General features: G+C 41.3%; 19 protein-coding genes. 7 read left to right on the forward strand and 12 right to left on the reverse strand.

Features of this window, described 5'->3' with window-relative positions:
* Positions 1-13 precede the first annotated feature (13 nt).
* The 6 genes from RM049_RS04795 to RM049_RS04820 all read right to left on the reverse strand — a co-directional run bounded on the left by RM049_RS04795 (position 14) and on the right by RM049_RS04820 (position 4,697).
* Positions 14-451: a hypothetical protein gene (locus tag RM049_RS04795; RefSeq protein WP_322670730.1), complete on the reverse strand. Its 438-nt coding sequence runs from the start codon at positions 449-451 to the stop codon at positions 14-16.
* Positions 452-555: 104 nt separating this feature from the next.
* The gene (locus RM049_RS04800; protein ID WP_322703365.1) at positions 556-693 is read right to left on the reverse strand and encodes a hypothetical protein; all 138 of its coding nucleotides are present in this window, start codon (positions 691-693) and stop codon (positions 556-558) included.
* Positions 694-714: 21 nt separating this feature from the next.
* Entirely contained in the window at positions 715-1,683 is a 969-nt protein-coding gene (locus RM049_RS04805; protein ID WP_322703366.1) for an FTR1 family protein, read from the reverse strand.
* Positions 1,684-1,845: 162 nt separating this feature from the next.
* Complete coding sequence (locus RM049_RS04810) at positions 1,846-2,283, reverse strand: ferritin-like domain-containing protein (protein WP_322670732.1); 438 nt, start codon at positions 2,281-2,283, stop codon at positions 1,846-1,848.
* A gap of 179 nt (positions 2,284-2,462) precedes the next feature.
* Complete coding sequence (locus RM049_RS04815; protein WP_322685297.1) at positions 2,463-3,500, reverse strand: helix-hairpin-helix domain-containing protein; 1,038 nt, start codon at positions 3,498-3,500, stop codon at positions 2,463-2,465.
* Positions 3,501-3,671: 171 nt separating this feature from the next.
* Positions 3,672-4,697 (reverse strand): multicopper oxidase domain-containing protein, encoded by a 1,026-nt coding sequence (locus tag RM049_RS04820; RefSeq protein ID WP_322703367.1) that lies wholly within the window; start codon positions 4,695-4,697, stop codon positions 3,672-3,674.
* A gap of 704 nt (positions 4,698-5,401) precedes the next feature.
* Here RM049_RS04820 and RM049_RS04825 point away from each other — a divergent pair.
* From RM049_RS04825 to RM049_RS04845, 5 genes are all read left to right on the forward strand, one after another.
* Positions 5,402-5,593 (forward strand): CbtB domain-containing protein, encoded by a 192-nt coding sequence (locus tag RM049_RS04825; RefSeq protein ID WP_322670735.1) that lies wholly within the window; start codon positions 5,402-5,404, stop codon positions 5,591-5,593.
* 307 nt (positions 5,594-5,900) lie between these two features.
* Complete coding sequence (locus RM049_RS04830; RefSeq protein WP_322703368.1) at positions 5,901-7,070, forward strand: hypothetical protein; 1,170 nt, start codon at positions 5,901-5,903, stop codon at positions 7,068-7,070.
* Between the two features lie 273 nt (positions 7,071-7,343).
* Complete coding sequence (cofH, locus tag RM049_RS04835) at positions 7,344-8,489, forward strand: 7,8-didemethyl-8-hydroxy-5-deazariboflavin synthase subunit CofH (RefSeq protein ID WP_322703369.1); 1,146 nt, start codon at positions 7,344-7,346, stop codon at positions 8,487-8,489.
* A 190-nt stretch (positions 8,490-8,679) separates the two neighbouring features.
* Positions 8,680-9,084, forward strand: coding sequence for a photosystem II protein Psb27 (psb27, locus tag RM049_RS04840; protein WP_322692746.1), 405 nt, complete (start codon positions 8,680-8,682; stop codon positions 9,082-9,084).
* A 551-nt stretch (positions 9,085-9,635) separates the two neighbouring features.
* Complete coding sequence (locus RM049_RS04845; protein WP_322703370.1) at positions 9,636-11,132, forward strand: family 10 glycosylhydrolase; 1,497 nt, start codon at positions 9,636-9,638, stop codon at positions 11,130-11,132.
* Between the two features lie 114 nt (positions 11,133-11,246).
* Here RM049_RS04845 and RM049_RS04850 read toward each other — a convergent pair whose 3' ends face one another.
* The 5 genes from RM049_RS04850 to RM049_RS04870 all read right to left on the reverse strand — a co-directional run bounded on the left by RM049_RS04850 (position 11,247) and on the right by RM049_RS04870 (position 15,776).
* Positions 11,247-11,888 (reverse strand): chloramphenicol phosphotransferase CPT family protein, encoded by a 642-nt coding sequence (locus RM049_RS04850; RefSeq protein WP_322703371.1) that lies wholly within the window; start codon positions 11,886-11,888, stop codon positions 11,247-11,249.
* Positions 11,889-12,221: 333 nt separating this feature from the next.
* Complete coding sequence (locus RM049_RS04855; protein WP_322703372.1) at positions 12,222-12,818, reverse strand: molybdenum cofactor guanylyltransferase; 597 nt, start codon at positions 12,816-12,818, stop codon at positions 12,222-12,224.
* A 1-nt stretch (position 12,819) separates the two neighbouring features.
* A complete protein-coding gene (locus RM049_RS04860) occupies positions 12,820-13,197 on the reverse strand; it encodes a VOC family protein (protein ID WP_322703373.1) in 378 nt (125 codons plus the stop codon).
* 25 nt (positions 13,198-13,222) lie between these two features.
* Entirely contained in the window at positions 13,223-15,280 is a 2,058-nt protein-coding gene (locus tag RM049_RS04865; protein ID WP_322703374.1) for a thioredoxin domain-containing protein, read from the reverse strand.
* A gap of 340 nt (positions 15,281-15,620) precedes the next feature.
* Positions 15,621-15,776 carry a hypothetical protein gene (locus tag RM049_RS04870; RefSeq protein WP_322670745.1) on the reverse strand — a complete coding sequence of 52 codons (156 nt, stop codon included), beginning with the start codon at positions 15,774-15,776 and terminating at the stop codon, positions 15,621-15,623.
* Between the two features lie 478 nt (positions 15,777-16,254).
* Between RM049_RS04870 and clpP the strand changes: the two genes are divergently transcribed.
* Together clpP and RM049_RS04880 are read left to right on the forward strand one after the other, a co-directional pair.
* Positions 16,255-16,866 (forward strand): ATP-dependent Clp endopeptidase proteolytic subunit ClpP, encoded by a 612-nt coding sequence (gene clpP / locus RM049_RS04875; protein ID WP_322670746.1) that lies wholly within the window; start codon positions 16,255-16,257, stop codon positions 16,864-16,866.
* Positions 16,867-17,516: 650 nt separating this feature from the next.
* The gene (locus tag RM049_RS04880) at positions 17,517-17,990 is read left to right on the forward strand and encodes a hypothetical protein (RefSeq protein ID WP_322670747.1); all 474 of its coding nucleotides are present in this window, start codon (positions 17,517-17,519) and stop codon (positions 17,988-17,990) included.
* A 405-nt stretch (positions 17,991-18,395) separates the two neighbouring features.
* Here RM049_RS04880 and RM049_RS04885 read toward each other — a convergent pair whose 3' ends face one another.
* Positions 18,396-19,250 (reverse strand): hypothetical protein, encoded by an 855-nt coding sequence (locus tag RM049_RS04885; RefSeq protein ID WP_322703375.1) that lies wholly within the window; start codon positions 19,248-19,250, stop codon positions 18,396-18,398.
* Between the last annotated feature and the right edge of the window lie 54 nt (positions 19,251-19,304).

Here is a 19,304-nt window from a genome sequence, read left to right on the forward strand (position 1 = left end):
TCTGTCAAACTAACTATTTACAGTGTTGTTGAAGAAGAGATATAGCTAATTCAAAACTGTTAGGTTGAGTTTGCACTGCATAGGCTTCTTTTTCTAAATCTTGTCGTTTGACATCGGTATAGCGTCTAAAAAATGGTCGAGCATAATTGCTTGGTTGAATGTCTAAACCTAAAGTTTTTATTTTTCCTTTTCCGGCACATACCTGGGCTGCATGAACAGTTTCATGGATTAGTGTTTGAATACCAATATGTAACTCAAACACTACAGGATTAATCCAGATTTTTTTGTCAGCTTCTCTTAGTAAACCATAAGCTCCTCGCTTTGGTGGTAGTGCAATGATTACCTGAAACCCTTTCTTTTCTAGTTGATTTTTTAAATCTAAAAATTTTGTTTCTTGATTGGGTATTTGAGAAAGTAACAGTAAGAAATTTAATATAAAAATTTTGCTCATTTACTTTTTTGATATACCAATTCAATTAATTATTGCAACACATCCTTGGCTAAAGACGCGATTCATCGCGTCTCTACAAATAGTTGATTTGTTGCATTATTTTTTCAAATCGGTATTACTTGAAAACATTTGTATTCAATTACAGTGACTTTAACTAAGACAATTATTTCTGAATCGACATTAGCGTAGCGCGATCGCAAAGCCGATTCCCAGTCTATGACTGGGAATAAGGAAGACTGCAAACGAGGTAACTGACTGTGCTTTTAATCTTTTGCAGAACTAATTGGTTTTTGACCAAAAGGGACACTCTTTTTACCTTCAAGAGAAGCACCCCCAAGGCTGCGGAAATACAGCCCTCCAATGGTGAGTAAAAATACCACATATCCCACTGCTTGCACAAGATAGAGATTATCTCTATAGCCAAATAAAGATTTGAGAATAATCCCAGGAAACTGTTCGTCAGGTAAGATTGTGGAAGTATTGGAAACCATAGGCCCCAAAATACAGGAGTGGACTTTTGTAAAACGTTCGTAATAGAAACAAAGTCCTTCTGTGGCGCGACTGCTAAGGGCAAGATTAGCCACAGCTTCGTCAAAATGTTTCAACGCTGAAACTACTAACCCAGCGACAATCAACACTAATAAAATGCCCATTACCTGGAAAAACTGGCGGATGTTAATTTTGACACCCCATTTAAATAGCAGCACCCCAATGGCAGATGCGGCTACCAAACCAGCAATAGCGCCCAAGGCTGGCATTAATCCCTGTTGAAAATTAGCTGCAACGAAGAGAACAGTTTCAAAGCCTTCGCGGACAACGGCAATTAAAATTAAAGTAAAAACACCCCAGCCAGCATTTGAGTTTTGTGTCAGCGCTTCTGTTACTGCTCCCTCAACTGTAGCTTTCATGAATCTGGCTTGTTTAGTCATCCAGATTAGCATCCAACTGAGCATTGCGATCGCTAATACACTAAACACACCTTCTAGCGCTGGTTCAACAACGGTGGTGTATTGAGGATTCGCGGCTCCCAGTACTTGAATTATCCAACTGAATAGCACACCTATTAAGGCACTGACGACAATGCCAACCCCGACACCAGCATATACCCATGAATTGAGTCGAGATTGTTTAGCTTTTTTTAGCAAAGCTAGCACAATACCAACAACAAGGGCAGCTTCCACTCCTTCTCGAAGTGTTATTACAAAAGTAGGTAGAGCAGTACTAAAATTCATCTTTTGTCCTTTGTCTTTTGTCTTTTGTCATTAGTCCTTTGTCCTTTGTCATTAATCCTTTGTCCTTTGAATTTCTTTTTGACTAATGACCAATACTTCGACTTCGCTCAGTACAAGTGACTAATGACTAAGGACTAATGACTAAGGACTAATGACTAATGACTATGAACCAAAATCGCGTAGCATCTTTTTCAGTTCGAGATTATGCATCTCTTCTTGTCCAATCATACCGCGAGCGAATTCTTCAAGGTAAATGCTGGCATTGGTGACAGTTTCGAGCAATTTTTTATACAGATCCAATGCCTTTTTTTCATGGGATAAACTTTCTTCCAAGATATCCTTGACTTTATGCTGGTAGGTTTCTTCCATTGGGGCGATTTTCAGGGAGGGATGCCCATCTAAACCGGTAAGAATTTCTCCCACTTGTTCGGCATGAAGTAAAGATTCACTTGCCTGTGCTTTGAAAAATGCCACAATTGGAATCCGGTTAGGGCCAGTTACCATCAAAGAATAATGTGTGTAGCGCACTACTCCTGCTAGTTCAAATTCCATGATGGCGTTCAGCAGGTCAATAGTCTTTTTCTGGTCAAGTTCTTGCATCAGTTGTTAGTTAAAGTAACGAAGGGAGTGTAATTAGTTAGGAGTTAGAAGTGAGGAGTTGGAAGTTAGGAGTTAGTAATTTGGGATTCATAACTCATAATTCATAATTCATAACTCTTAACTCCTAACTCCTAACTATTTTAAACTCCTTAACCTATACTTCCCATTAAATTAAAGTGTTATCGCTGTGCTTGGGTATTGGATTTGTCAACCACTTTTTGAGAGTTTTCCTCAATGGTTTTCACCAGTTTGGTAACATCATTAGGAATTTTTACTGCTTTTGCTGGTGGGATGGCGGCGGGCCAAACTTTTATTAGTTCAGCAAAACTAGTGTCGATCGCTTTGTGTGCTTCGGGATCTGCTTGAGCTACTTGACTAGAAATTCCTTTGTATAATTCATTGGCGTAAAAGACAAAACCACGGGAGTCTTGATACTCAATTGGCGCGGTTACTTTACCATTTGCGATCGCCGCACCATATTCGGAGTTAGCCGAATCTAGTAGTTCGTTAATTACTTGGAGCGCAAATCCTGGTTTTGAGCGTTGATCTGCTGGCAAAGCTGCGATCGCTCCATCAACTGCTTGCATTGAAGAAGTAAAATTAGTTTTAACTTTGCTATCTTTCGGACTAGATTTCACTAAATCTTGCAAACTCACCAAAGTTGTCTTAAATTCTTTGACTTTGCGTTCATTAAGTTGATCTTCCACATCAACGTAAATCTCCTCAACTGGATGCCCAATATGAGGTTCTGCCTGTTTCGGCTGATTCTGATCTAGCAGTTCTTTGGCTACCAAAAGATGCCCTTTCATTAAGCCTAATTTAGACATATAATCAACATCTTTTGCCTCACCTGTGAGTACTACTTCTTGAACGCCAACCTGGTCTTTAATTTGGTCGAACTGTTCTTGAGTAATTATTTTTTTAGTAACTAAATCTTCTGGTTTCCCATAAGGACGACCTGCCTGGATTTTGTTAGATAAAGCTGGAACACCTAGTTTGGCTTCAAACTTATCTAATTCTGACAATATAGCGCTATTAATGTTAATTTTTTCTTTGCTACCGTGACCACTATGACTGTTATTACTTACTGCCTCTGTAGCTGGAGTGCTAGCAACTGGTGGTGATGGATTTTCTGCGGTTGGGGTATTACTACAAGAACTCAAGGTAACTATTACCGCTGCTGCTGCTGCTAAACATATATAACGAAGTTTTATCATCTTTGCTCCTCGCACAACTAAAAAGGTATTAATTGAAACATTTCAAACTATTACTAGAAAGTAATTAGTTTGACAGATTGTCATAGATTTTACTGTTGCATATAATGAGATTTTTTATCAACTAGTTTGCGAAAATTTTAAGAAATTAATTACAAGTTACTAAGAATATTGTCAGGAATGTTTAACATTATTTTGAGAGTTACTATCAGCAAGTACTTCAAATTGACCCATGCAACCGTTTTCTGCGATCGCATCCTGATGAGGATGGAACATATACTTACCTGGATAACGAAAAGCAAATTCTAAGATGTGCCTTTCTGCGATACCCATCGTAATCACATCTGCTTTCTCACTAGCAGTCATAGTCATGCCGTAGCGATAGACATCAAAAAAGTTGGCGTGGAGATGAAACGTCACTGCTGGATCGTATTCAATGATGTTGAGGACATACAGCCGAATCAACTGATCTTTGTAAATGTGAATCGGGTTATGCATGTAATAGTGGGGCAGACCGTTGAAGGCGTAATAATCGTTATGGCTATCATCATTCACGTCATATCCACCCATCACTAGTACGATTTCATCAGCTGGGGGACGGGGAGTTGGTGGATCGATGATAAACATTCCGTATAGTCCCTTGGCAATGTGACGGGTCACTGGTTCAATATGGCAGTGGTATAAATGAACGCCATAAGGTTCAGCATCAAATTCGTAGATTGTGGCATTACCATTGCTGATTGGGCGAACACCATCCATTTCTGCTGGATGAACGCCATGAAAATGTAAAGAGTGAGAATGTCCAGCGTTGTTGAGAAATAGTACCCGGATGCGATCGCCCTGTTTTGCCCGTAGCGTTGGCCCTGGTATGCGACCGTTTAAATCCCAGATGTTGTAAGAGACAGCACTATTGAGTTTTATGATGGAAGAACCAGCAGTTAACTGAAATTCTCGGATAGTCCGCCCATTTTCTTGCTTCACTGTCCCATAATCAAAATCTCTCAACATCTTCATTGGGTTAGTAACATCGTCTGGTGCTGACCTATCGAATGGTGGCACTTTAACGATTGACTTACTTGGTAGATTTAGCATTTGCCAAAGTCCAGCTGCACCAGTTATTCCAGCACCTGCTAGGCCCAGCTGCAATAATTGACGGCGGCTCCAAGGTTTTCCGTTACCTAGAGCGAAGTTGTTGGGCATGACATTTTAGTTACAGTTAAGCGCTAAAAAAGAATTGCAAAAGATTTGCAATTGCTTTTAAATATTAGAGGAATTAATAATTATTGTCAATAATTTTTCAGTCCTTCTAAATTGTCAGTTAAGTTGTTAAATCTAGATCGAACTCTAAAAACTATCGCAATATTTTCGTGATTTTAACTGTATTTATACGCTTAGTTATGTATAAATAACTTTTACACAAACCTAGCTATTTCATACATATTCCTGATATGCTTATTGCTTCAGCAATACTTACAGTATAAACAATGAGTATAATAGCATCTTGAATATAGACACAAGCAAGAAACTATTGCTAGTCTTTAGTGTATTGAATTGGTTTAGAGATAACATCAGTTACCTTTATTCAAGGATTTTTGAATGCTTGGCAATGTAAGAACTTTTAATTTTTAATTTTTATCTGTTACCTTCGTGTTAGCAACGCTGAAAATGCCGTCACTCAAAATCATGTGTCATTCTTTTGTTATTTGTATGGACTTTATGTGTAGATTTCTGCATCGCGATCGCTCGATGTCAAAGGATAGTATAGTATTCACTAAAGTCGAATTACATAATACATCTGATACACACTTGTCAAATACAAAGTTGATGGTATATCTTTTTGCAATCAAGTGGCGTTATGCCCTTGGATTGATGAATTACCCAAATTTATTATTAGGAGGTCAAAAATGACTAGTTTTTCTCATATTTCACTATTGCAGAAGACCGCAGGTATTACCTTATCCAAACCTGTTCAGGTAACGCTTTATATGCTCCTATCTTCTTTAGTTATCTGGACTGTTTTATTCTCTACCTATCCTGCGGTTCATAACACAGCACACTCAGCGCGTCACCACACATTAGGCGTTGCATGTCACTAAATTATCATAATCACAAGATTTTATTTAGGTGCATGAAGCTTTGCTACATCACATAACAAAGTTACGACGCTAAAATAGTGCAAATTTCGCGCCATTTTTTTGCTGGGAAATAACTTTTAGGTTTTGTAGAGATGCTTTGTTTATCATCTCTACATCACCTTAACTGATTTAAGATGATGTCTGATTTCTGACTAATTCTTTGACTGGGATTTTTTTACTTAGTAATAATCGGGAGTAACTTTCATCCACTGCTATGAAAGCTTAACTTGCAGAAATTACATAAGCTTCACATTTACCGTAAGTTTGTATGAAAAAATATCGACTTTTTGGAGTTATCAGCGCTGTTTGCATTGTTTTGTCAGTTCTTTATTCCTTTGTGGGAAATTCCCAAGTTCCTACCTCCAGAGTCCTACTTTCTACCAACCCACCTTTAGAACGTATTCTCCCCTTTGAAGCAGAAGCAGAAAAACCACAATCTCCTGTTACTTTGACTTTACAAGCTGTTGATGCTGCGGGTAAATCTTTAACAAATGCCAAAATTAATTTACAAATTCTGACACCACCGCGTAATCCTTGGTTAACAACAGATTTTCCCATTGTTGAGGGGACAAAATTGTTGGAAATGAATGCCAATGCACCTGATGGGAAGCTAGAAATTCAGCAGATGTTACCGATCCGTGGTAATTACCAGCTATTAGTTAAAGTGTCACCTTTAGTAGCAAACACTTTTGCTGCTTATGAACAAAGTTTCAATTTTAATGTCCACGAAAATCCCATCAAATATAAATATTTTGCTGTAATTGCAGCTATTTTACTATCACTTGGATTATTGGGTGGTTGGATTATTGGCGGACAAGAAGAACTACAACAAGGAGAAATTGCACCACAGTCAGTCCGCCTTTTATTAAGTGCATTAACTGTAGTGGCTATAATAACTCTAATAGTTATCAACATTAGTGCAGAAGTTGCGGAAGCTCATGGCAGCGGACATCATTCAACTAGTACCGAAGCTATTGCACCATCATCTCAAAAATCTCAGGGATTAGAAATCAATCTAGAGGGAGATAAAAACGCAACTGTCGGAAAACTTGCGAATTTAGCGTTACAAGTGAAAGATGCTGCAACCGGACAGCCTGTAACAGATGTAGCTTTGCAAATAAAAGCGATCGCCACAGAACACAATTTAACAGTCTTTGACTATAAAGGTATTCCCGACGAACAAGGTAAGTTAACATGGCTTGAACAATTTTTCGATGGTTCACCCCACAAAATCGAGGTGGAAGCAACTCCTTTATCAGGATCTAGCCGTCAATTTACACCAGTGAAGGTAGCGCAGGAAGTTGAAGTTGAAGCGATCGCACCACCAATTTACATCCGATTGATTGGTTTATTTTACTTTACAGCCTTTGTCGGTATTGGTATGGCGATTGGATTGTTAATACAACATCGACGAAAACCACAAGCAAGGACAAATTAGTAATATCAGAATTGTACTAAAGATTCCTGCTAATCCAAAGATGTAGATTAATCTATTAAAATAGTTGTGGTTGAACCACAACTATTTTTTTATTAATGGGTTTTATCAACTATAAAAAGTAGTGTTATGGGATAAAATAAGCTCTTTTAACAGCTTTCAAGGTAAAACTTCTGTTCAAATTTGGGATTTTCAATAAATTAGTATATTTATTAAGTAGAATTTTATTATTTACAAGCTCATAAAATTAAGATTTACCGAGAAATTAAGAAAGTAATGCTGACAAAAATTGCGTTTGAAACAATTCTGGAACGTGCTTTGATGGGATACGACTTATCCCCCGAAGAGGGAGTGGTATTGTTACAACAAATAGAGCCAGAGGCGATCGCAGCAATACGTACTACATCCGATACACTTCGCCACACTCAAGCAGGCGATACTGTCACCTACATAATTAACCGTAATATTAACTTTACTAATATTTGTGAGCAGCACTGTAGTTTTTGTGCATTCCGTCGAGATGATGGTGATGCCGATGCATACTGGTTAGATTCGGCGCAAATTTTGGAAAAAGCTACAGATGCAGTACAACGAGGTGCGACGGAAATCTGTATGCAAGGCGGTTTAAATCCACAAGCGCAGATAAATGGTAAATCTTTACCTTACTACCTCAAAGTCGTAGAAACCATTAAACAGGAATTTCCCCACATACATCTCCATGCTTTCTCTCCTCAAGAAGTGCAATTTATCGCCAGACTTGACGGACTGGAATATGCTGAGGTGATTACTGCTTTGCGCGATGCTGGTGTTGGCTCAATGCCGGGAACAGCAGCGGAAGTATTAGACGATGAAGTTAGGCGGATATTGTGTCCAGAGAAGATTGACACAGCCACTTGGCTAGAAATTATCAGCACCGCTCACAAATTAGGCTTGCATACCACCAGCACCATGTTATCTGGGCATATTGAAACCCACGAACAGCAAATCGGGCATTTAGAAAAATTGCGATCGCTCCAAAAAACCGCCATCAATCGGGGATATTCAGCCAGGATTACAGAGTTTATTTTATTACCCTTCGTTGGTCAAGAAGCGCCTAAATCCTTACGTCGCCGTGTCGGACGCGATCAACCAGTTTTAAGTGATGCTCTGCTATTAGGGGCTGTAGCGCGAATTTACTTAGGTAATTGGATTCCTAACCATCAGCAGAGTTGGGTAAAACTAGGGCTTGCAGGCGCGACAGAAGCTTTAGCTTGGGGTTGCAACGATATCGGCGGCACATTGATGGAGGAACACATTACCACAATGGCAGGTGCTTTAGGCGGTACGTGTATGGAAGTGGAAACCTTGGAAAATGCGATCGCTTCTTTAGGAAGACCTTATCAACAACGAGATACTATTTATCAAAAAATTATTAGTCGTTAGGAATTGGGCATTGGGCATTGAGCATTGGGAAGAGGGGAAAGAGGGGAAAGAGGTAATTTTTATTCTCCCCCTGCCTCCCCTGCCTCCCCTGCCCCTCTGCCTCCCCTCCACTCCACACTCTTCACTCAATTGATCCCCAAGTTACCAATCCAAGATAGGATGGACGTTGATTTACGTATTGTTTTACTTAATGCATATGAAGCGCTATTGGTCGCGTTTGCTTGCGCTGGTTTTAGTTGTAGCTATCGGCTTAATGGGTTGTTCTGGCAGTCCAGATAGTTTGACTGGGGATTATCGTCAAGACACCTTAGCTGTGGTCAATATTATGAGACAAGCTCTGGATCTTTCACAAGATTCACCAGACAAGGCAGCAATTCAAGCAGAAGCGCGTCAAAAAATTAATGACTTTTCAGCTCGCTACCAGCGGGTTAACTCTGTTTCTGGTCTTGGCTCGTTTACAACCATACGAACAGCCCTCAATTCTCTGGCTGGACATTACAGTTCTTACCCAAATCGTCCCGTACCCGAAAAACTCAAAACTCGTCTAGAAAAAGAGTTGCAACAGGTAGAGGCGGCGTTGAAACGTGGCGGTTAGTTATTAACTATTGCTTACTCCATCATCAATAGTCAGGTGTCAAAACTTTTGATTCCTGACTATTTTGTTTGTCAAGTCAGAAGGCAGAAGGCAGGAGGCAGAAGGCAGGAGGCAGAAGGCAGGAGGCAGAAGGCAGAAACTCTTTCTATCTGATGCGTAAGTTCTGCATTTTATAGCTCATTTACTTGAATAAATGCATTCACAATGCAAGTCGATGCATTCACATTGAGGGTGAAGTTTTAATATGTACCTCATACACTGGAAACCGCTATACAAAAATACGGCAACAGAAATAGACCTTTGAGAGTCTTAAAAAAATAGGTTTTAAAACCCTTAGTATTTAACTATATAATTCGATACACGTTGCCCACAATTATTTGAGTTGGGATCGATGATTATCGCAAATTAAAGGCTTTAAGACCGAACGTCAACAGGTAGCTCAGAGTTAGAGCCACTCTGTCTTTTCTCAGTTACCCTGTGGTAAACAAGTTACAGTCGAAATTTAAATCCCTGTCTGAAACTCTTTTGAATTTGTTCATCTACTGGTAGGTATGTCTAACTGTCCCTTGAAGGTTGCAATATCGATATTATTTTGGCGACGCTTATTTGCTGTTGTTTTTACTAGTAGTTTTTTGCTCCCCAACTTGGGAAGCGAACCCGCAAGGGCGCAAGTAAATGAGTATTGTCAGTTATCATCAGCTGCGGCGCAACAAAAAGAAAACTTACGTTTGTCAGCGCTCAAAGGCAAACAAGATGCTCAAACGCGCTACCAAAGCATAATACAAGAACAGGCGCAGAAATTAAAGCAATGTCGCTCTCGAACTTGGCCGCAAACCCAAGCCCTTTGGTTACGCTTGTATCCTTGTGACATTCAGCCAGGAATAATCGATCGGGTTATGGATCGGATTGTTAATGGCGGCTATAACCAAGTTTATATAGAAGTATTTTACGATGGGCAGGTACTATTACCAGCAAGAGCTAACCCGACAGTTTGGCCTGCTGTGATTCGCACTCCAGGGGCAGAAAACATTGATATACTCGCCACGGCAATAAAAAAAGGTCGGCAACGTGGTTTGAAGGTATATGCTTGGATGTTTACCACAAATTTCGGCTATACTTACGCCCAGCGCCCAGATAGAGAAGGTGCGATCGCTCGTAATGGCAAAGGTCAAACAAGTTTATATGTGGTAGATAATGGCTCTCAACTATTTATCGACCCCTACAACCTGCAAGCAAAACGCGACTACTACAAATTGGTACAACAAGTTTTGCGCCGTCGTCCAGATGGCTTGCTATTGGATTACGTGCGTTATCCTCGCCAAGCTGGAAGTGATTCCATCGCCACTAAAGTTTCAGATTTATGGCTATTTAGTCCCGCAACCCAAGAAGCTTTATTTAAACGGGCACAGAATTACAAAGGGCTGGACTTGATTCGCCGCTTTTTAAGCAAGGGATTTGTCACTGGGGGAGATGTAGCTGAAGTTGATAAACTTTATCCTCAAGAAGGTGAACCTCTTTGGCAAGGACGCATCCCACTAGCGCAAAAGTCAATCCTGCCTGCAACCGATAGACAAAGAATTTTACAATGGGAGTTGTGGCAGCTTGCCGTTGCCCACGCTATGCAAGGAATTCTAGATTTTGTCACCGTCGCTAGTTACCCAGCAAAGCAGCAAGGTGTTTCTACAGGAGTGGTGTTTTTTCCTGATGGCAACCAAACTGTTGGACAAGGGTATGATTCTCGTTTGCAACCTTGGGATCGTTTCCCCAATACATTAGAGTGGCATCCTATGGCTTATGGGAATTGCGGTAATGCCAGTTGTATCGTGTCGCAAGTGCAACGGGTTTTGAGTATGGCAAAACCGGGTACACAGATAATTCCAGCTTTAGCCGGTCAGTGGGGAAAATCTGTTAGTAATCGTCCATCCCTAGAGGTGCAAATGCAGGCACTCCGCCAATTTGCCCCCCAACTGAAGGGAGTTAGCCACTTTGCCTATTCTTGGCAATATCCTCAGAATGATAGCGATCGCAAATTCTGTCGAGTTAAGTAGACTTCTTGCAGAATTAGTAAAAAGGGATTGAATTTCCCTTTTAACTTTTAACTGATAGAATCACACACTTTACAAATTTATACCAAATATAGTTAACACAGTCATAACTACAGGTTAGGTATAGTGTGTAGCGAGTCGTTGGAATGCCGACGGTGTTGGACTATCTGCGAGGTACTGGCGTATCATCTCAGCACACGCACCTGGGCTTAACAAAGAAGTATCCACTTCCAGGTCATAGATGCCAGGGATGTGGACTTCACGTTGCCATAACTGAACCGGATGTGGTATTGGAGAGTCAGCTGTACTTCCCACATTCCACCCCGTGTTTTGTCGTCGTTCCATAACGATCTCGATGGGGCAGTGAACGCCTACGAACAAAACCGGCAATCCCTTCAAACGTCGGGCACTATCGGCCAGAACACCCCGCTTTATTGCGTAGGCGTCATGGTGTCCGACATCAACCACGACATTCAGACCCAAGCGGCTGTGGGCAGCGATAGACTCATACATGGCGCTGTACAGAATGGGAACAAAGGGTTCGATGTCCTGGCGTTCTCCCCCTGGCCGCAAACCAATCCCAGGCAGGTATCGTGCGGGAGTCATTTGCATAAATCTATCAACACCCAAATTCATCCACAGACCATCAAATGTCTCCTGAATCACTGCGACAATGCTCGACTTCCCCGATCGCGGGACACCATTCAGGATGATAATCTGTCCTAGCTCCTGTGTCTGCCCCATGATTCCTCCTCGCATCCTTAATTAATACATATAGTTAGCAGTTCCACGTTAGGGCTAAAACTTTGAATAGGCAAGAATTCAGGAGTCAGAATTTAGAATTCAGAATCAAGACGCTGTGCGTAGCGTCTCTGAAAGAGAAGCCTCTCGAACGCGAGTGCATTTCCTTTTGGGAAAAGAGAAGGCTTGACGCTGCACTATTTGGCAGTCATAGAGAATACCCAACTGAATTCTGACCAAAGGCAAAGCGTCTCCGGCTCCGCTTCTGAATTCTGTTCGATTGTCCGAAAAATGACTTTATTACCAAAGTTTCGGCAGGTTCAGTTCGCGATTAAGTCCCTACTTTTCAACTCAATTTAAAGCCAAGTCCTCTGGTGTATTACAGTTAAATAGCATTTCGGGTTCTGCTAAGGGCAAAACTTCTACCGGATATTGCCGAAGCCACTGCTGAAACGATCGCCCGCCTTGGTTGATAAACTCTAGGAGTTGTGGCAGACAGCGACGGCGATAGAAACCACACAGAGGTTCCCAACCTTTGGGATGATAAGCTAAAGCTGCGATCGCATTATCCCCCACGCGATCGAGTCTAGTTATCCAATCTTGCAACACCTCAACCCGCAACCTCGGCAAATCGCAAGCTAGCAACAGCACCCATTCTGTCTCTACTTCAGCTAGCCCTTGAGCAAATCCTACTAAAGGCCCGTGGGCTAAAGATTCTCCAGATAAAGGTACTTCTCGGATAAACTGACAACCAGTCAAAAGCAAGTCTTGATAGCGTTCTGGCCAGGGAGTTACTACATAAACAACATCAGCACAGCTTTGAGCAATGCTACAAACTCGCTGCAACAACGGCACTCCTTGAATGGGAATCAAGGCTTTATCCTGACCCATCCGAGAACTCTTACCGCCGGCTAAAACTATGGCGGTTAATTTGCTGCGGGTAGTCATGTTAGTTTTCTGGCTCAAAAAACGTAATGCACACACCAGCTACATCAATAATCGCAAACTCCTTCATTCCCCAAGGTTTCGTTTGCAGCTGACCATTGGGATGAATAATTTGTCCGCCTAGTACCTGAAATTCCTGATAAAGTTGCTCAATACCATCAACTTTGATCCGAAAAGTTGTCCATTCCGCTAGGTGTTGATCGTCATTTTTTTGCAGAAAAATTTCTGCAAAGTCGCGTTTGATAATTGCCATAGTGACCGGATCGCCTTCTTTATAGATTGTTGTAAAACCAAGTAGTTCATAGAAAGCGATCGCTTTTTCCATATCGCCACCAGCAGGAATAATAGGACTAATGTTTCCAAGTACAGGCGGTTTATTCATGGTTATGCGTCTGATGTTGCCAAAATTATCCTCTATTCTGACTTTTCTCCACTTGCTGCAATAAATGCTCTACATTTGCTGCTGGAGCAAGGCACTTCAAACCTTGGCAAACTAACCCAACGCTTGCTTCTGGTAAATCAGATGTGATGGCAAATACAGCCGTTGGTAGAAATCTGGGGATCAGAGAGTTGATTTGCTCAGTGGTGCTGCGAATCAAGGTAGAATTACGATACCAATCCAAAGCTGTAAACAAGCTGGGACAAGCTTGGGGAGCGCGATGCATGACACTCCGAAAAGCTTTCAAACCAAGTTCTGCTAAATCCAAATAATCTAGATTATCGGTGAGTAGGGCCAGACGCACAAGGTTAGCGATCGCAATTCCATTAGCTGACGGTGTAGCATTATCCGCATAACTCCGCTCTCTGACAATTAAATCTTGACTAGAATCGCTCGATGTGTTATTATATCCTCCTAATTCCACACTCCAGAGAAATTCGTTAAATTCATCTTGGATAGCGATCGCATTTTCTAACCATTGCTTATGCTCAGGGTTGCAAGCTTGTAAATCCAAGAGAGCTTTAACAAACAAAGCATAATCTTCAGACTGCGCTAAAACGGTTGCTTCTCCTTGATAGTTGAGTCTCTGGAAACGTTCATTGACAAACTGATTTTCCAAAATAAAATTCGCCGCTCGTGCTGCTAATTCTAGATACAAAGGTTGTTGGAAAACCCCAGCAGCCTTAGCTAGCCCAGAAATCATCAAGCTATTCCAGGCGACAATCATCTTTGTATCTGTCACCGAGGGAATGCGACCTGGCCAGTTAGTAGTTTTTGCTTCCTGGTTATTCCGAGCCGGCGAAAAAGTTTCCAGCGACTCAGGACTAACACCATAACGAGCGGTAAACAGCTTACCCAGTGCCATTTCCAGCGTTGCACTCAATTGGCCTGAATAGCGTCTTTGTAAAACATTATGTCCTTCAAAGTTGCCATTAGGGGTAACAGTAAATTGTTGTTGTAATTCCGTTAATTCTTCAGGCGTTAACAGTTGTTGTAATTCGCTGTAACTCCAGACGTAAAAGGCTCCTTCTTCTGGTTCTACTGCCGTGGATTGGGTGAAGCTATCGGCATCTTGAGCAGCATAGAAGTAACCTTCAGGCGCAGTCATTTCCCGCTTCAGCCATTGTACAGTCCCAGCAACCGCCCTCTCAAAGGCTGGCTCTTGTACTCCTGCACTCCATAAAGAAGCCAGATACTCGACAATTTGTCCATTGTCGTAAAGCATTTTTTCAAAGTGGGGTACTGTCCAAGTCGGGTCAACAGTATAGCGATGAAAACCACCGGCTACATGGTCATAAATGCCCCCTAGCGCTAAGTCTAGTCCTCGCTGGGTAGAAACTTGCTTGCCATCATAGCGAGATTCAAAATTAAATCGAGTTCCCCGCAGTGCTAATTCTGTGTAGGGAATCATCGGAAAACTGTTGCCAGATTGATTAGGAGTAATTACACCTGTGCTGGTTTCCCAACCTTGGCGGAGTAATTCCCGGTCTTCAAGCTCATCTGTTGTACCGTCTTGCAATACCGCAGACGTGAGCAGAGACTCAATAATTAAGGCTTTGCGTTGCTGTAATTCTGCTTTTTCGGTGTCGTAATAGCGGCGAAGGGCTTGCAACACCTGCAAAAATCCCGGACGACCATAGCGCGGGTCTACAGGAAAATAAGTCCCAGCGTAAAAGGGCACTAAATCTTCTGGGGAAAGAAAAATATTTAAAGGCCAACCTCCTTGACCGCTCATCATCTGCAAAGCTTGCATATAGATGCTATCGAGGTCAGGTCTTTCTTCCCTGTCTACTTTGATGGGAAGATAATTGCTGTTCATGTAGTCGGCGATCGCAATATCAGAAAAAGCCTCGCCTTCCATGACAGTACACCAGTGGCAACTAGAATAGCCAATGGAAAGAAAAATCGGTTTATTTTGCGCCCTTGCAGTTGCAAGTGCTTCATCACACCAAGGCCACCAATCAATTGGGTTTTCGGCGTGTTTGCGGAGATAGAGGCTCTTAGCTTCAGCAAGGCGATTAGTCATGATTAAATGCAATTAGTTGCCTTCTTTGCTCAGTCTATCCTGTTCTTAGGAGTGTGAGCCTAGACAGCTATATACATTAAGTAAGAAATTCAACGAGCGAATTATCCCTTTGTTTTTAATCTCGCCTAAGGAAGTTGGTGTAAAAAAATGCAGTTTTGTAGTCAGCACTAACTACAAGGCAATTAATTATCTTTATATAAGGGACTTTCAGCAAACGTAGGGGTGCAAGGCTTTGTGCCCCTAAAAATCTACAATTAATTTGGGATAATTTATTTTTTGTCAGTCCCTAATAATTGGGTTTATGTAGCCCTATTACACCACTGCAACTTATGAAACATTTTTATTGAAAAGATCGCAATAGCAAGCTAACAATATTTGGTGGTGTTTCTCGCACAGGTGATGCTGTCTTTGTTTGTATTAAAGTATTTGGGCTAAGTCCTGCTATCAGATGGAGCAAGAAGGTGATGATGGCGGCTTGCATAAGTTTTTCCAGCATGGCACGTCTCTCTCTGAATGGATAGCATTTCAACTGTGACTGGTTATTCTAAATACACCTCGTACTCCCGATTTACCGAATCTAACAAAAATAACTTGATAAATGCCGAAGGAAATCCTAAAAAAATGTTTAAAATGTTACTGGTAGTTAACATAATTCCCTAAGCAAATCGGATTTCGGTTATCGGTTTAATCAATACATCGCCAAGGTTGTACAGCAAAGTCCGAGATATAAGATTGGCGACAATTGAAGTTTTTTGATTTATTCTTCCCTAAACCGGAATATTTTCTTAGACAGCTTTTGTCGCTAAAAAGTGCCCTTGGAGGTTGAATCTATTGCAAAAGCAGATTTTGCTCCTTTGGTGAATCAGACAGAATAGCCAAGATTTACTTATATCTACTTAGCAATAGTAGAGATCAGCCCCAGTTTCGTGCTGTCACCGATAAAATGTATTTAAAGTAGCCACAAACACGCTTCCATGATTCCTATCGTTATTGAACAATCGGGTCGAGGTGAACGCGCCTTTGACATCTACTCACGGCTGTTACGTGAGCGCATCATCTTTTTGGGACAACAAGTTGATAACAATATTGCCAACTTGATTGTTGCCCAACTGCTGTATTTGGATGCTGAAGACCCGGAGAAAGACATTTATATGTACATCAATTCTCCCGGTGGTTCGGTGACGGCTGGTATGGGCATTTTTGACACTATGAAACATATTCGCCCTGATGTCTGTACAATTTGTACCGGATTGGCGGCGAGTATGGGCGCTTTTCTCCTCAGCGCGGGTACTAAGGGTAAGCGGATGAGTCTACCCCATTCTCGGATTATGATTCATCAACCTTTAGGCGGCGCTCAAGGACAGGCGACTGATATTGAAATTCAGGCGCGGGAAATTCTGTACCATAAGCGGCGGCTAAACGACTATTTAGCTGAACATACAGGTCAACCAATTGAGCGCATTGCTGAAGATACTGAACGTGACTTTTTCATGTCGCCAGAGGAAGCCAGAGACTACGGTTTGATTGACCAAGTGATTGACCGTCACGCCGCTGGTAGCCGCCCAGCAGTTGCTGTTCTTAATTAATAGTCACGATTGGTAAATGATGATTTACCACTTTTAATTTCCTTAAACCCTAAAAATAACCCCTTTTCATAACTGAAGAGGGGTTATTTGACTTACAGCAGTTTTTATATATTTAGACCACAATTATGAGACCTAACCCCAGCCCCTTCCCTACTAGCGTTGGGGAGAAAATCAAAGCCTCTCTCCTCGTAGGAGAGAGGAATGGAAGTGAGGTCTATTTGTAGTTCATTTACCTGAAAATAGCTCTAAAAACTCGATTTTAAAGGGTCAAGATCCTATTTGTCGAGATGAAGGTAGTCTCGATCCGGTAGCAGATATTGAATAAATTCCAACTTTTGATTGTCTGAAGATACACATTTCGATCCTGACATAGGATCGTCAAAAGTTGGGAATAACCATAATTTGTCGCTTTACACTAGCCTCAAAACTAGTTTGCTGGAGTACAGCGATGTTATCAAAACAAACTTTTTGTGACTAAATAATACCAAGCAATTTGAATTTTATTTTCAACTTCATACTATTAAGGTCTTTTTCAGACTGTATTTTTTTTATTAAAAGCTTAATTTAGATTTAGATTACAAAGACACTAAGTCATTTTGTACAGTGTGTAATACCAAAAATCAATACATTTATCTTTAGGAAGAAACATCATGAATTGCTTCAAATCAAGTCTTAAGCTAACGTTGCTAACTTTATTAACTTGTGGATTGGTTTCCCCAGCTTTTGCGACACCCGATAACGACAATAGTATTTTTGCAGCCGATTTTGAAGGGAATTTGAATAGTGGTCAAGGATTTCTTCAGATTAAAGGCGATGTCACCACCACCGATGACTTAGAAGACTTTAGAAAAGTGCTACTCACGGGGCGCTCTAATTTACGTTTAAGACTGGAAGGCGTTGCCCCAAACGGAGGACGGACAGATTTGTTATTAGTTAGGGATTCAAACAACAATGGTCAAATCGATCGCAATCAAGGCGAAGTGATTGGCCAAAGTCGCGACTCATTTTCCCACCAAATTACACGCCAGAATCTAGCCGCAGGAAATTACTTCGTCATTATCCGAAGCAGACAGTTTAGCTCAAACAAAGTTCAGTATCAAGTCAGTGTAGATGCACGGGTGTAGTCAGTTCTGTAAACTCACCGATCAAAAGCGCGATCGCGCTTTTGATCTTCCTCAACTCAAGAGGGTATTTTTCCCTCGTTAACCCTAACTCACTAATTGTCTACTTTGTCAATGCATAAGTTCTAGACGAATCAATTCTGGATAGCCCAGGTGCGGTACAATTTCAATTCGCACACGAGGCATAGTTAATCACAGTTTTATTTCCGCTCAAATAATACTATCTTTGGCAAATTCGTATTAGTTATTACTAGGAGTTATGCAAAAATTGCTAAAAAGCTTAATTTATCGAACCACCTTCTCTGTGAGAGGCTGACGCCAACGCGCAGCGTATCGAAAAGAAGAGCGCCGAGAATTCGTAGAGTGTGCGTAACTCCTAATTACAAATGAAGAATCACAAATGACTAATCAAAATCCCGCTATTGGGTCTGGCTGAGATTGTAAGTATTTGAGGAATCCGTGTAGTTCTTCTTCAGTCAGCAAAGTCCGCCCGCGCTTACCGTAGGTTTCAATCAGATGTTCTCGTCCCTGTTCTGGTGTCCAGCCTAAGCGCTGGATTTCGACATCTGTTTTAGCAATTACATCCGACAAATCTGCTGGTGTTGATTGAGATGCAAGGGATGCAAGGTATTGCCAGAAGTCTAGTAATTCTGCTTCTGTCAGCAAAGTACGCGATCGCTTACCATAAGTTTTAATCAGATGCTCCCGTCCCTGTTCTGTTGTCCAGCCTAAACGCTGCATTTGGACATCGGTGTTAGCCAATATCCGAGATAAATCCTCAGAAGATATTCTAGTAATTACATTGTCTGATTCTTCTGAGTATGTAGAGAAATTTTGGAACTCTTCATATTCTGCATCAAGATTGCTGGGGTATTCTACTATAGGTTGAGCTTCAAAATATTTGAGTAATTCTAATAGTTCTTCTTGAGTAGGCGAATTCTGACTTTGCTTGCTAGAAGTTGTTGTAACATACTCCTGTTCCTCCTCTTTCATCCAACATAACCGTTCGATTTCAGAATTAATTTGTCCCTGCTGTTCCATCCAACATAACTGTTCGATGTCAACATTAATTTTGGCACTCACAACTCGATCTAATGGTTGAGATTCAAGGTATTGAAGGAAGTCTAGTAATTCTATTTGTGTTAGTAAAGTCCGCGATCGCTTCCCATAATTTTTTATGAGATGTTCCCGTCCCTGGTCTATTGTCCACCCTAGTCGCTGCATTTCAACGTCTGTTTGAGCAATTACTTCAGAAAAATTCACAGGTCATAGCTTCCTTACTGTTTCAAGAGCCTATGTTATTAGTCATTAGCCCTT

The sequence above is a fragment of the Nostoc sp. DedQUE04 genome (genome assembly GCF_034530995.1).
GTDB lineage: Bacteria > Cyanobacteriota > Cyanobacteriia > Cyanobacteriales > Nostocaceae > Nostoc.

Excerpts from the sequence above, each read along its gene's own strand:
- RM049_RS04820 (WP_322703367.1), bottom strand. The coding sequence starts at position 4,697 with ATGCCCAACAACTTCGCTCTAGGTAACGGAAAACCTTGGAGCCGCCGT.
- RM049_RS04795 (WP_322670730.1), bottom strand. The coding sequence starts at position 451 with ATGAGCAAAATTTTTATATTAAATTTCTTACTGTTACTTTCTCAAATA.
- psb27 (WP_322692746.1), top strand. The coding sequence starts at position 8,680 with ATGCATATGAAGCGCTATTGGTCGCGTTTGCTTGCGCTGGTTTTAGTT.
- RM049_RS04810 (WP_322670732.1), bottom strand. The coding sequence starts at position 2,283 with ATGCAAGAACTTGACCAGAAAAAGACTATTGACCTGCTGAACGCCATC.
- RM049_RS04870 (WP_322670745.1), bottom strand. The coding sequence starts at position 15,776 with ATGCTGGAAAAACTTATGCAAGCCGCCATCATCACCTTCTTGCTCCAT.
- RM049_RS04825 (WP_322670735.1), top strand. The coding sequence starts at position 5,402 with ATGACTAGTTTTTCTCATATTTCACTATTGCAGAAGACCGCAGGTATT.
- RM049_RS04815 (WP_322685297.1), bottom strand. The coding sequence starts at position 3,500 with ATGATAAAACTTCGTTATATATGTTTAGCAGCAGCAGCAGCGGTAATA.
- RM049_RS04845 (WP_322703370.1), top strand. The coding sequence starts at position 9,636 with ATGTCTAACTGTCCCTTGAAGGTTGCAATATCGATATTATTTTGGCGA.
- clpP (WP_322670746.1), top strand. The coding sequence starts at position 16,255 with ATGATTCCTATCGTTATTGAACAATCGGGTCGAGGTGAACGCGCCTTT.
- RM049_RS04850 (WP_322703371.1), bottom strand. The coding sequence starts at position 11,888 with ATGCGAGGAGGAATCATGGGGCAGACACAGGAGCTAGGACAGATTATC.
- cofH (WP_322703369.1), top strand. The coding sequence starts at position 7,344 with ATGCTGACAAAAATTGCGTTTGAAACAATTCTGGAACGTGCTTTGATG.
- RM049_RS04860 (WP_322703373.1), bottom strand. The coding sequence starts at position 13,197 with ATGAATAAACCGCCTGTACTTGGAAACATTAGTCCTATTATTCCTGCT.
- RM049_RS04855 (WP_322703372.1), bottom strand. The coding sequence starts at position 12,818 with ATGACTACCCGCAGCAAATTAACCGCCATAGTTTTAGCCGGCGGTAAG.
- RM049_RS04865 (WP_322703374.1), bottom strand. The coding sequence starts at position 15,280 with ATGACTAATCGCCTTGCTGAAGCTAAGAGCCTCTATCTCCGCAAACAC.
- RM049_RS04805 (WP_322703366.1), bottom strand. The coding sequence starts at position 1,683 with ATGAATTTTAGTACTGCTCTACCTACTTTTGTAATAACACTTCGAGAA.
- RM049_RS04830 (WP_322703368.1), top strand. The coding sequence starts at position 5,901 with ATGAAAAAATATCGACTTTTTGGAGTTATCAGCGCTGTTTGCATTGTT.
- RM049_RS04880 (WP_322670747.1), top strand. The coding sequence starts at position 17,517 with ATGAATTGCTTCAAATCAAGTCTTAAGCTAACGTTGCTAACTTTATTA.